Raw genomic sequence first — 13,531 nt, forward strand, 5'->3', positions numbered from 1 at the left:
GGATACTTATTTCCAAACACCCATTTTACTGAATTTCTTGATTCTGTTATCAATACGCTTATCGGGGTCGACCTTTTTCAAATCTTTCAAGTACTTTGAGATGTGTTTTTTCACTGTTTCAAAGATTGCTTCATGATTGCGGTGCGCCCCGTTGATGGGTTCAGGGATTACGTCATCTACCAGACCGTTTTTCTTCATATCCGAAGAAGTTAGCTTCAATGCATCCGCTGCACGCTCTTTGTACTCCCAGCTTCTCCACAAAATAGATGAGCACGATTCAGGTGAAATAACTGAATACCATGTGTTTTCGAGCATTACCACTTTATCTCCCACACCAATTCCGAGTGCTCCTCCGGAGGCTCCTTCACCGATGATAATACAGATAACTGGTACCTTCAATCGCATCATTTCATAGATGTTGCGTGCAATGGCTTCTCCTTGTCCGCGTTCTTCCGCTTCCAATCCCGGAAATGCTCCCGGAGTATCAATAAATGTTACAATCGGCTTATTGAACTTTTCAGCCAGTTTCATCAAACGCAACGCTTTGCGGTATCCTTCCGGATTCGGCATTCCAAAGTTACGGTACTGACGCATCTTTGTATTGACTCCTTTTTGCTGTCCGATGAACATCACGGTCTCACCATCCAGCAATCCGAATCCACCTACCATTGCTTTGTCGTCTTTTACGCCACGGTCTCCGTGAATTTCCTGAAACGTATCTCCTGCAATTGCTTTGATGTACGCCAGGGTATAAGGTCTGTCAGGGTGTCTTGATAATTGTACACGCTGCCATGGGCTCAATCCGGAGAAAATTTCTTTTGTTGTCGCAACTAATTTTTTCTCCAATTCGCCAACCTTATCGGCCATATCAACGCCCGTATTTTCCCCTATTTCTTTCGTGTTGGCAATTTGTTCTTCCAACTCTCTTATCGGCTCTTCGAAATCTAAATATGTTGTCATTTTACAAAATTTCAAGCGACCAAATTACAAAAAATGTTGCTTGTTTTTTGAATTTTAGTGAATATTTTGCCCCACGACCCGGAATATCCGGTCAATGCCTTTCATTTTCTTACCTGTCGTGGTGGATAGAGTACGGTATTTACAGCAACTCATTTGCCAGGTTCGCCAGTTCGGAACGTTCTCCTTTTTCCAATTTCACATGCGCAAACAATTCCTGTCCTTTCAAACGGTCAATGAGGTATGCCAGCCCGTTGCTGTTCTCGTCCAGATAAGGTGTATCGATTTGGTTAACATCTCCTGTAAATACAATCTTTGTATTTTCTCCTGCCCGTGTGATGATGGTTTTCACTTCATGCGGAGTCAGGTTCTGCGCTTCATCGATGATGAACATGATATTTGAAAAACTTCTTCCCCGGATGAAGGCAAGCGGTGTAATCACAATCTTTCCCTGCTCTTCCATTTCCAGGATGGATTTATGTTTTTTTTCGTTTTCACCGAACTGCGCTTTGATGAATTTCAGGTTATCCCACAATGGCTCCATGTAGGGTCCCACCTTATCGTTGGCGTCTCCGGGTAAAAACCCGATGTCTTTGTTGGAAAGCGGTACAATCGGCCGGGCTAAAATAATCTGGTGGTAGTGTTTGTTCTGTTCCAGAGCGGAAGCCAATGCCAGTAATGTTTTTCCGGTTCCTGCTACTCCCTGTAGTGCAACCAGTTTTATTTTTTCGTTCATCAGGGCATTGAGCGCGAATGCCTGTTCTGCATTTTTAGGCTTGATACCGTATACAAATTCTTTCTCGATGCGCTCAATCTGGTCTGTCCATTGGTTATAGACCGCCAACGACGATGATTTCCCGTTTTTCAGGATGTAATACCCGTTATTTGTCTTTTTATTTCCCAGAATCCCCTCTTCATCTATTTTACCTTTTGTAAAAATGTGTCGGATCACCTCAGAATCAATGTGCTCAATTGTATTGGAGCTCGGTTCATCTGCATCCGTATTCACTACTTTTCCTGTTTCGTAGTCTTCAGACAAGATTCCCAATGCTTTTGCTTTGATCCGCAGGTTGATGTCTTTGGTTACCAAAACCACTTCTGCTTTGGGATCTTTCTCCTTTACACACAGTGCTGCATTGATGATTTTGTGATCATTCTTCCCCGGAGAATAAACAATCTCAGCATCCAGTTCACGCGGGTGGTTTTCAAGAATAATACAGAAATTTCCCAACTTGCTTCCCAGTGAGATCCAGTTTTGCAAACCACCGTTTCCGGAAAGTTTATCAATGAACCGAATGACTTCACGTGCGCAAAAATTCTTCGTGTCATTTCCGATTTTGAACTTATCCAGTTCTTCTAAAACGGTAATGGGGATCGCAACGTTATTAGCTCCGAAGTTAGTGATCGATTGGTGGTCATGTAAGAGTACAGACGTGTCCAATACGAAGGTTTTTTTCTTTTTGGCCATGTGTAGGAGTTTTTCTTTAAAGTTAACGGGAAAATGAGATGATAGTGTTAAATGCGGGAATTACTTATTTACAATCGGTTGTTAGTTTAATTTACACAATCAGGTAGTAATGGCATTGGATACATCTTCCGGAAATTTACCATACATTTATCCACATGAAAGCAATTAGTTATCTGATTATTATCCTCAGCACAGCACTCAGCTACGGTCAAAAAACATTTACGATTCAATCTGCCATTGGTGACGGATTTCCAGTAGAAATAAACGGAAGAACATATCGTATTAACAGTACGGAAATACATATAAGCACCAACTACCCAAATTTTGACACGCTGGCATTTTTGAACGAAGGACCGGATCAATTCATGAAGGTGCTTTGTAACTTCAAACCGGATTCCAATTATTCTTTAACTGTTGCCTGTTGTGGAAGTATGGACATTGTACCGACTCATAAGCTTCAAACCGATAAATTACTTTTTTGGGATAACGAGGAAGATCATGAAGAAGCACAGGCATTATTGATGGACAAACCACACATCTCTTTACAGCTTACCCAAGCATCAGAGCAACCTGTTTATGGTTGGTATGCGGATATGGCCTGTTTCACCCGGTACAAGCAACTAACGACAACCAAATGGGAATATGGAACACCTGAAAAGTGCTTTTACTGGAATAACGTCAGTACATTCCTGTTTTTTGAAAGTGAAAATACTTGTCCGGACGGCTGGAATGAACAAGGAGAATGTGAAGCATATCCGGATGAAGCGATAACGGTATTGGGATCTGTTACCTACCGGTTGTTTGACAACGAACGGGTCGTTATCTCGTATGACCCTGTTTCAAAAAAAATATCGTTGGCATATGCGCATTAAAAAACCCCACTCGCATTGAATGGGGTTCGTTCGTTGATCGTATTTTTTCTTAATGTTTGTGATTCGGATCGCTGTGATCGTGTCCGTGGTGGTCATCCTGAGCAACAGGAGCTTTTACATCAACAATCTCGATATCAAATACCAGATCAGCGTATGGCGGAATGGCTCCCGGACGTCCATTTGGTCCGTATGCCTGGTAATAAGGAATAATCAGTTTTGCCTTTCCTCCTTTTTTCAATAGTGCAATTCCTTCTTCAAATCCCGGGATCATACGATTCACCTGGTATTGGAAATCCATCGGCTGACCTCTGTCGTATGAAGAATCAAATTTATCGCCATCTCTCCTGAACGTTCCTGAATAGTGCAGGGAAACCGGTGCTCCTTTTTCAATTGCCAGTCCTTCTCCTTCATTCTCGATCACATATACCAATCCGGAAGTACTTTGTTTCGCATTCGGGTACTTTTTCAACACTTCCTGGTACATGAAATTGCGGTATTCTTCCTGAGACATTTTCGCAATGCGCTCAATTTCTTCCGCTTCTTTTTTGTATTCTTCGGAAATGCGGCTATATTCGGCATTGAATACTTTTGTTGCATCAAATTTCTTCGCATTTTTTCCTACACGAATGATTTTCACTGTTTCCATGACATCATCCTGTGCAATTTTGTCTACTACTTCCTGACCGGAAATTACCTGTCCGAACACAGTATGTTTTCCATCTAACCACGGAGTTTCCTTGTGCGTGATAAAGAACTGGCTTCCATTTGTTGCAGGACCTGAATTAGCCATAGACAAAATTCCCGGCTTGTCATGTCTCAGATCAGGACGGGTTTCATCGTAAAATTTATATCCCGGCCCACCCATTCCTGTTCCTTCCGGATCACCTCCCTGGATCATGAAATTAGCAATCACGCGGTGAAATTTCAATCCGTCGTAATACGGTTTGGTAATCTTAATGGAATCCTGAAACGTAAAATTTCCTTCGATTAACCCAACAAAGTTGGCAACAGTCATCGGTGTTTTTTCGTCCTCCAACTTCAGTGTGATTGTTCCTTTTTTTGTTGTGAATTCAGCATAGATTCCGTCTTCCAGTTTCGGTGCTGCATTTTTTTGGGCATACAATGCTGTTCCGATTGTCATCACAGACATCAACAACCCTATTGTTCTTAGTTTTCTCATTTTTGTTTGTTTTATAGCTTTATTTAGTTATTTCTCCTGTCTATTCCCCATAACATTTTATTGCGGATCGTATCCAGAAAATTATGTCCTTCCAGTTTGATCATATTGATCATAAAATCAGCTTTTCTGATCACGACCTCTTCCCGTTGTTTAATGTTGACCGAATTACCATCCAAGCTCAACAAATAATTCCTGCTTCTCCCTTCCACACTCAACGTAATTGTTGTACTGTCCGGAACAACAATCGGCCGCACATTCAGATTGTGTGGTGCAATTGGTGTTACGACGTGCAACTGGCACTGCGGATCAATAATCGGGCCACCACAGGCGAGGTTGTAAGCTGTAGATCCTGTCGGCGTAGAAATGATCAATCCGTCCGCCCAGTACGAGTTCATGTATTCATTGTCCAGTGAAGCATGAACAGTGAGCATGGCGGAACTGTCTTTCCGGGAAACCGTCACCTCATTCAAGGCCACATTGGCATCACCAAAGTGATTGGATGCCGTTTCTACCCGTAATAACGATCGTTTTTGATAATCAAATTGTTTGCGCTGCAATTTTTCAAATGCGTCATTGATTGATTCTTTCGAAACATTTGCCAAAAAACCCAGGCGACCAGTATTGATGCCAATAATCGGAACCTGCGAATCGCGGATGTAGTTGACACTTTGGATAAATGTTCCGTCACCTCCCAAACTGATAACCATGTCAATTCCACTGACGAAATCCTTGTGTGATGTGAATTCCAGCGTGGAATTATCCATCCCGATTTTTTTAACCAGTTGTTTTTTGAATTCTTTTTCCAGCACCGGTTTCCAACCCATTCGTTTGAACTGGTTTAACAACTCTACAATGTAGGGCAGGTTTGTTTTACTTACTTTCCGGCTGTAGAGCGCTACTTGCATATTATAAATTCATAAAATTCATCAGTGCATCGAATCGGTTGCGGAGGTCATCCTCAAACTCGCTTTTGTGATACGATGCCTTTACTGTATAATCATACCGTGCAAAGGTACGCAAAATTCGCTCCAGATCAATTTCGTTGATTTTCAATGTCACTTCGATTTTTGTGGAATCAGGAAGTGATAACACATATGAACTGAGGATCTTCGCATTGTTTCCTTCTACAATCTGGGAAATCTGCGCCAGTGAATAATCCACTTTATTCATTTCCAGCACAATGATTCCTCCCTGCTCCTTGATTCCTCCGGTATTACTGATAAGTTGAATCAACCGGTGAATGCTCGTGCATCCCAGGTATTTTTCATTTCTGTCAAGAATCGGGACAACGGAAATTTTAAATTCCCCGACTTTCGCGATGACTTCATAAATGTGATCGGTTTCCCACACAAACGGGCGCGGCAAATGATCAAACAACACATCCAGGGTCTGTCGCTCATCCATTTTATCAAGCACATCATTTTCAGACAGTACTCCTACAAAGTTTCCGTTCTTTAAGACAGGAAGATGCGAAACTTTGAACTCTTCCATCCATATCAGGGCCTTTTCTCCGGTATCAAGATGGGTCAACGGAGGTATTTCTTCAGTAATCAGTTCAATTGCCATCATAACGCCACCAAAGTAACTAAATACTTTGAACCGAACCGATGAAATGGGAAAAATTTTAATTTTTATTCACATCTGATCTGCATCCAACCGATGGTATTCACTGCAACAAAAAACAACAGGAATAAAACCACAGGGCAAACAGATTAACTTTTGATTGTGTAGGGTTTATACTTTTAGATGCGTTTAACTTATTCTCGCAAAGGCGCAATCAGATACCCCCTACCTTGGCGACTTAGCAGCTTGGAGAGCTATTTATATGTAAATTATTATAGAACCCGGAGAGCGTGATCGAAAAAGAAACCTGTGAAAAATTTTAAATGCGTTTGCCCTGAATAAAACCAGCCTATCCCATAGCCGTTCGGAGCAAAATAATTAATTTAGCTGTTTGAATACAGGAAGTCATACAACAAGGAAAAACAGCCATGAATTTTAATGCCCCTTTAGCAGAGAGAATGCGTCCGAAATCACTCGATGACTATATTGGTCAGCAGCATTTGCTCAAGAAAGACGCGTCGCTCCGGCTCGCATTGGATTCCGGTGTCATTCCTTCGATGATCTTCTGGGGACCTCCGGGTGTCGGAAAAACAACGCTGGCCAACCTCATTGCCAATCACCTCAACCGTCCTTTTCATACCTTATCGGCTATTTCTTCCGGGGTTAAGGATGTGCGGGAAATCATCCAGGGTGTTGAGCGACAGGGGATGTTCAACCAGAAAGGAACCATCCTGTTCATTGATGAAATTCATCGTTTTTCCAAAGCACAACAGGATTCATTGCTCGGTGCCGTAGAGAAAGGCATCGTTACACTGATCGGTGCAACCACTGAGAATCCTTCTTTTGAGGTCATTTCTGCATTGCTTTCACGGTGTCAGGTGTATGTACTGGAAAGTCATACCAAAGATGATTTGCAACAATTACTTGAAAAAGCAATCCGGGAAGACAGTGTTCTGAAGGAGAAAAAAATCGTCCTGGAAGAGACAAGTTCACTGCTTGCCATTTCAGGTGGTGATGCCCGCAAATTACTGAATGTATTTGAGATCATTATCGGTACGTTCCGGACACAACAGGAAATTGTGATCAACAACAGGGTCATTGAATCGGTCGCGCAACAAAGTCTGGCCCGCTACGACAAAGACGGAGAGCAACACTACGATATTATTTCGGCGTTTATCAAATCCATTCGCGGAAGTGATCCGGACGCTGCGGTTTACTGGCTGGCACGCATGGTAGAGGGCGGTGAAGATCCTAAATTCATTGCACGGAGACTGATTATCAGTGCTTCCGAAGACATCGGGCTGGCCAATCCGAATGCATTACTGATGGCCAATAACTGTTTTCAGGCAGTTCAAACCATCGGATGGCCGGAATCGAGAATTATTTTGGCACAATGTACCATTTATCTGGCGAGTTCACCCAAAGGAAACGGAGCCTACATGGCAATTAACAAGGCACAGGAAGAAGTCCGTAGATCCGGGAATTTACCTGTTCCGCTACCTCTCAGAAATGCACCAACCAAGTTGATGAAGGAATTGGGGTACGGAGAAGAATACAGGTATTCCCACGATTACCCGGGGAATTTTGTCCAGCAAAACTTCTTTCCCGAAGAACTCAAAAACGCCGTGTTTTTCAATGCAGGCAGTAGCAACAAGGAGCAGGAAATTGCTGCGATCATTAAAAAGCTATGGAACCGGTAATGGGAGCAAAACTGGCATATTACCTCCTCGTTTTCCCGATCTCCAAACTCCCGTTTTGGGGAATTTACCTGTTATCGGACTTATTGTACGGAGTATTCCGGATCTTCCCCTACCGGAAAAAGGTAATTGAGGGAAATATCCGTCGTTCGTTTCCTGAAAAAACAGACCGGGAAATCAATGCATTGGTTCGGCAATTTTACCGTCATTTTACCGATATTCTGGCAGAGGGGATCAAAAATCTGAGTATTTCCAAAGAGGAACTTCAACGGCGTTACACGGTAAAAAATCCCAAGGTAATGGAAGAGCTATACCAGCGTCAAAAGAGTGTGTTGCTTGTTTCGGGGCATTACAACAACTGGGAATGGCTGATCACTTCCCAGAATTTCCAGTTTCCGCACCAGGCGATGGGAATCGGGATGCCGTTGACTTCCAAATTTTGGGATAAAAAAGTGAACGAACGCCGGGAACGCTATGGAATGATTGTGGTACACGCAAAAAATTTCCGGGAAAAATTTCGCGAGCAGGAAGGGAATCCGATCGCCATTCTCACCCTTTCCGATCAATCTCCGGGAGACGCCCGTAAAAGTTACTGGATGGAGTTTTTAAACCAACAGACTGCGGTTTTGTTCGGGGCGGAGCAACTGGCACATGAATATGGTTTCTCCGTTGTTTTTTACCATACCCGAAAGGTCAAACGCGGTTATTATGAACTGGAATTGCAACTCATTACCGATACACCGGAAACCATGCAATGGGGCGAAATCACAGAAGCACATACACATTTACTCGAAAAAGCCATTCTGGAACAACCGGCTTATTGGTTGTGGTCACACAAACGCTGGAAGCGAACAATTCCGGAAGATCTGGAAGAATTGAAACGCGAGCAAAAACAAAAGTTTGAGGAACGGTTTCCTTCTGTAACCGGAACAAACAACATTTAAGGAATCTGTGGTCGCTTGTATCATCGCACAACTTATATTCTTTCGTTATTTTTAAACCACATAGGACTAAAGGAACATAGAGCTATGCATAAAGTAGTCATAGTGACACATAGCAGCTCACTTTGTTCGCTGTTCGCAGATTACTTTACTTTTCTTGGTTTGTTTGACATATAAAATACCAATTCTCCTCCTTCAATCAGATCAAAATGATTGAGTTCAAAACCGGAAATCAGTTTTCCGTTCCATTCTATTTTATCGACATATACGTTCGCTGTGCTTTGATTTTTTGTTCGAATGGTCAATGTTCGACCGTTTTCAAATGTTATTACGGCATTTCTTACCGAAGGGCTACCGATTGCGTATGTTGGTGATCCTGGTAGTACCGGATAAAATCCCAACGAACTAAAAATGTACCAGGCACTCATTTGACCTGCGTCATCATTCCCGCATAAGCCATCTTCCTTGTCAGAATACATGGTTTTTACAATCATTCTTACACGCTCTTGTGTTTTCCATGGTGTATTTGTCCAATTATACAAATAGGGAATGTGATGCCCCGGTTCGTTTCCGTGCACGTAATTACCGATGATTCCATCCCGTGTAATATCTTCATTTTTTTCGATGTATTTATCTTCAATGGGGGTTGTAAAAATCTGATCCAAAAACTGGCTGAATGTAGCTTTACCGCCCATTAAATCTACCATCTTCGGAATGTTCTGAGGCACATACAAACCATAATTCCATGCATTTCCTTCAATAAAACCCTGACCATGCGTATCCATTGGATTGAACTCCTGCCGGAATTGACCAGTACTCAACTTCGGACGCATGGAACGAATCGACGGGTCAAATACATGTACATAATTCTCGGATCTTTTTACATATTCGTTTGTTAACGCTGAATTTTCACAATTGCGCGCAATCTGTGCAATACACCAATCATCGTATGCGTACTCCAATGTTTTAGAAACAGATGAGGAACTTAAATCCTCAGCGACGTATCCGTTTTTCAGATAAAAATCCAATCCGTCGTAATAACTCAGATTGGAAGAATTAACACATGCTTCCAGTGCTCTGTTTTGATTTACATTGGTTGTTTTCTTTGCAATTGCATCGGCAATAACAGATACCGAATGATACCCGATCATACACCAGTTTTCGTTATTGTAATGGCTCCAGATCGGTAATGCATGATGAACACTTTGGTCGTAATGAGCTAACATGGAATGAACCATATCGTTGTTGCGTGTTGGTTGGATCAGGTTATAAAGCGGATGTAGCGCCCGATAGGTATCCCACAATGAAAAGATGGAATAATTTTCAAATCCGTCGGATTGATGAATGTTTTGATCCAACCCGCGATAACTCCCGTCCACATCTTCGTAAATAACCGGACTCAGCATCGTGTGATACAATGCCGTATAGAATGTTGTTTTTTGCGCTTCTGTTTCTGTTCCGATTTGAATTTTAGATAACTCATGTTCCCATTTCTGCTGTGCTTCCTGTTTTGTTTTGTCAAAATCCCAATGATTTACTTCGGTATTTAAGTTATTTAAAGCCCCAGCTGTACTTACATTTGACAAGGCAAACTTGACGAGCAATTCTTCTCCTTCTTCCACGTCAAAATCAAAATATGCCCGAATATTTTTACCGGCCATTTCAGGGAAGTTTTTTGTCTCGTCAAATTTTCGGTAGAATCCGTTGTATTGAATGTGATCGTACTTTTTATGTCCGTAACTACTAATGGGTTTCGAAAATTTCATAACAAAATAAACGGTGCGGGTGCGGGCCCAACCATTTGTTTGCCGGTAGCCGGAAATGGTCGAATCATTTTCAACACGCAAAAAGGTCCATACGTTTTTATCCTCATAATTGTAAATCGAGTGTATGAGATCTAAGACAATGTGTGCTTTCTCTTTTTTAGCGAAGGTATATTTATGAAATCCGACACGTTCCGTCGCTGTCAATTCGGCTTGTATTTGATAGTCATCCAGCAATACCTTGTAGTAACCTGCTTCGGCCTGTTCATTCAGGTGTGAAAACTGAGAATGGAATCCACTCTTGGGTGAACCTGCCGAACCTGGCTCCAGTTTTAATTCTCCGGTTGTGGGCATAAGTAAAAAATCACCTAAATCCGAATGTCCGGTACCGCTAAAGTGTGTATGACTAAATCCAAAGATGGTGTTATCATCGTATTGGTATCCGGAGCAGTATTTATAGGTTTCCGGGTTGTATTTCCCGTTTTCAAACATGGGCTCCTGATTGGTTTCGGGACTTAACTGAACCATCCCGAACGGTACTGTCGCTCCCGGAAATGTATGCCCCATGTTCTTAGTACCAATCATCGGATTTACATAGTTCACAAACCAAAATTCATTGTAATCATCATTCACATTAGCTGTGGCAGTTGTTTTTTGTGCAGAAAGTGTGAGGATCTTAAATGTAAGTATAAAAAAACAGACGATTCCGGATCTATAATTTTGAATGCGACACATACTAACGTTTTTGTTGAAATTATCGGAGATATTTTTATCGCAAGATAATAATTTTTATGGAGTTAGGCCGTTCAATTCTGCAGAATCGGAGTCGAAATACTTTAAACCACATAGTACACATAGATACATAGTTGCTATGCATGGTCAATCTAGTGACACATAGCAGCTCATTTCATTTGCTGTTCGATTACTATTGGTTTCGTTGATTTAAAACTGGAAGTACACAAAGGTCTTCGATTCACCTGTCATGGCCTGGTACATCAGGAAAATAATGCAGGTTACAGCAATTAACTGAAGGGGAACAGGAAGTTTGATGAACAAATTCTTGTATGCATCTTTCCACGAAGTGGGTAACCAATGTACAATAAATCCGGCAAGCATGATCCAGAAAACTGATTGATAAGTTTGAAGCACCAACACAAATGTATCCCATGTAAATCCAAAGTGATTCCAGATCTGATCTAACATAACTGCGGGCATACCGTCATCTTCCAGTCGAAACCAGATACGTGTAAAGGTAATGAAGTTGAATGTCAGGAAAATCTTCCAGAAACGCACCAACAGATTGGTTTTGTTCTCATAAGGTGAAATCTTTTTCCAGTAGTTGAAAATCACCAGGGCAACACCGTTCATGGCTCCCCAGATCACAAAGTTTTCACTTGCTCCGTGCCACAAACCACCTACAACCATTGTGATCAATAGGTTTAAATCCCGGTACACATTCGTGCGGGCAGACGGGACAAAACGTACAACCACGAGGTAAATGATCATCAATGCGCCATATACATAGAGCAACTCGTACCATTGGGTAATGAAGATCAGGAAGATAAGAATCAGGAATGTCGCAATAAAGGTTCCGATTCCTCCACTCCTGTTTCCTCCCAGTGGAATGTACAGGTAATCCCGCAACCAGGACCCCAGAGATTTGTGCCAGCGTCTCCAGAAGTCAGCTACGTTGATTGCTTTGTAAGGCGAATTAAAGTTCTCCAGCAAGCGGAATCCCATCAACAAGGACAAGCCGATCGCAATATCGGTATATCCCGAAAAGTCACCGTAAATCTGAAGGGAATATCCCCACATGGCCAACACGCTCACAAATCCGGGATAGGTTTCCGGTGCATCCGCAATTTTGTCAATGAAGTGAATCGCAATGTAATCGGCAAGGACTATTTTTTTCAGTAATCCTGTCACAATGATAATCACCGCAATGCTGTATTCCTTTTTTGTCAGGTGAAACGGTTGGTGAATCTGCGGAATAAAATCCCTTGCCCGGATGATCGGACCTGCCACCAATGCAGGAAAGAACGTCACAAAGAACGCATAATCAAAGATGTTGTGGAGGGGTGCAATCTCTTTTCGGTAAATATCAATGATGTAACTGATTGTTTTAAAGGTAAAGAAAGAAACTCCTACAGGTAGGAAAATATCGGTTACAAAGGTTGGTTTCCCCAGTAACCAGTTCGCCCATTCGGCAAACATATTGGTGGGCACAAATTCCGTCCCGAACATGGTATTGAACGCATCGGTGAAGAAATATGTGTATTTAAAGTATCCCAGAATCAATACATTCAGCGTGACTGCAAACGCTACGATCCATTTCTTCGCAGTCTGACTTCCAGCTGCAAAAACCCATTTTCCCAATCCATAATTGAGAAATACCGATACAATCAACAGGAAAACAAACTTATCGGATGATTTGTAGTAGAAATACAAGCTGACAGCCGATAGGAAAATAGCCCGGATAAGTGTCTTTTGTTTGAAGTAGGAAAGAATAAAAATAACAGCCAGAAACAGCAGCCAGATATCAACCGGACGCACCGTAAAATAGATATCAAAGTAGGTAACTTTGAACCAGAAATAGTAGATAACAATTGTATTGAGTACCAGTAAGGAGAATACCCATCCCCATTTTTTCTGTGCTTTGAACAGGGCATGTAAGAACGCATAATTGAGGATACACAACCCTCCAAAGACAATCAAATCACCATTTTGGAAGAACCAACTGGTCAGCAAGGCAACAATTGACAGGGTTGTCGTACGAACAAATACGGAAGATTCCAGCAATACATATGCAAGCAGAACGGCAAAAAAGAAAATCCAGAACTCAGCTCCCGTATAGAGGAACGCCGTTTCCGGATTGAATTGAAATGAGAACACTTCAACGATTCTACTAAAATCCAATGTATTTATCATAACCTTTTACTTCCGCTGAAATTAGAGCAGGTGCGAAATTAGATAAAAATCTGAATACACTATTTGTTCATCGATAATTCTATGTGATGTTCCATCAATCGGAGATTCTTTTTGCCACAGATGTACGGATTGATCGTATTGTTATTGGCGTCGGCATCAGAA

The 13,531-nt window shown here is 41.9% G+C and carries 10 protein-coding genes; 3 read left to right on the forward strand and 7 right to left on the reverse strand.

Going from position 1 to position 13,531, the window contains the following annotated elements; translation table 11 throughout:
- Window positions 1–6: 6 nt before the first annotated feature.
- Together H9Y05_RS02560 and H9Y05_RS02565 are read right to left on the reverse strand one after the other, a co-directional pair.
- Window positions 7–960 (reverse strand): acetyl-CoA carboxylase carboxyltransferase subunit alpha, encoded by a 954-nt coding sequence (locus H9Y05_RS02560; RefSeq protein WP_163490537.1) that lies wholly within the window; start codon window positions 958–960, stop codon window positions 7–9.
- 139 nt (window positions 961–1,099) lie between these two features.
- Window positions 1,100–2,425: a PhoH family protein gene (locus H9Y05_RS02565; protein ID WP_163490538.1), complete on the reverse strand. Its 1,326-nt coding sequence runs from the start codon at window positions 2,423–2,425 to the stop codon at window positions 1,100–1,102.
- Window positions 2,426–2,580: 155 nt separating this feature from the next.
- Between H9Y05_RS02565 and H9Y05_RS02570 the strand changes: the two genes are divergently transcribed.
- Window positions 2,581–3,297: a hypothetical protein gene (locus H9Y05_RS02570; RefSeq protein WP_216713409.1), complete on the forward strand. Its 717-nt coding sequence runs from the start codon at window positions 2,581–2,583 to the stop codon at window positions 3,295–3,297.
- 49 nt (window positions 3,298–3,346) lie between these two features.
- Here the strand turns inward: H9Y05_RS02570 and H9Y05_RS02575 are convergent, their stop codons facing one another.
- From H9Y05_RS02575 to H9Y05_RS02585, 3 genes are all read right to left on the reverse strand, one after another.
- Window positions 3,347–4,390: a peptidylprolyl isomerase gene (locus tag H9Y05_RS02575; protein ID WP_235992090.1), complete on the reverse strand. Its 1,044-nt coding sequence runs from the start codon at window positions 4,388–4,390 to the stop codon at window positions 3,347–3,349.
- Between the two features lie 110 nt (window positions 4,391–4,500).
- Window positions 4,501–5,382 carry an NAD kinase gene (locus H9Y05_RS02580; RefSeq protein WP_216713411.1) on the reverse strand — a complete coding sequence of 294 codons (882 nt, stop codon included), beginning with the start codon at window positions 5,380–5,382 and terminating at the stop codon, window positions 4,501–4,503.
- 1 nt (window position 5,383) lies between these two features.
- Window positions 5,384–6,046, reverse strand: a complete 663-nt coding sequence (locus H9Y05_RS02585) for a CBS domain-containing protein (RefSeq protein ID WP_163490542.1) — start codon at window positions 6,044–6,046, stop codon at window positions 5,384–5,386.
- Between the two features lie 422 nt (window positions 6,047–6,468).
- On the opposite strand from H9Y05_RS02585, the gene H9Y05_RS02590 reads away from it, so the two are divergent.
- Both H9Y05_RS02590 and H9Y05_RS02595 read left to right on the forward strand, forming a co-directional pair.
- The gene (locus H9Y05_RS02590; protein WP_163490543.1) at window positions 6,469–7,740 is read left to right on the forward strand and encodes a replication-associated recombination protein A; all 1,272 of its coding nucleotides are present in this window, start codon (window positions 6,469–6,471) and stop codon (window positions 7,738–7,740) included.
- Window positions 7,728–8,681, forward strand: coding sequence for a lysophospholipid acyltransferase family protein (locus H9Y05_RS02595; RefSeq protein ID WP_216713412.1), 954 nt, complete (start codon window positions 7,728–7,730; stop codon window positions 8,679–8,681). Before H9Y05_RS02590 ends, H9Y05_RS02595 begins: the two co-directional genes overlap by 13 nt.
- Window positions 8,682–8,821: 140 nt before the next feature.
- Here H9Y05_RS02595 and H9Y05_RS02600 read toward each other — a convergent pair whose 3' ends face one another.
- Both H9Y05_RS02600 and H9Y05_RS02605 read right to left on the reverse strand, forming a co-directional pair.
- Window positions 8,822–11,176 (reverse strand): GH92 family glycosyl hydrolase, encoded by a 2,355-nt coding sequence (locus H9Y05_RS02600; RefSeq protein WP_216713413.1) that lies wholly within the window; start codon window positions 11,174–11,176, stop codon window positions 8,822–8,824.
- Between the two features lie 207 nt (window positions 11,177–11,383).
- On the reverse strand, window positions 11,384–13,369 hold the full coding sequence (locus tag H9Y05_RS02605) for an MBOAT family O-acyltransferase (RefSeq protein ID WP_216713414.1): 1,986 nt from the start codon (window positions 13,367–13,369) through the stop codon (window positions 11,384–11,386).
- Window positions 13,370–13,531 lie beyond the last annotated feature (162 nt).

Source organism: Taishania pollutisoli (assembly GCF_014518315.1).
GTDB lineage: Bacteria > Bacteroidota > Bacteroidia > Flavobacteriales_D > Crocinitomicaceae > Taishania > Taishania pollutisoli.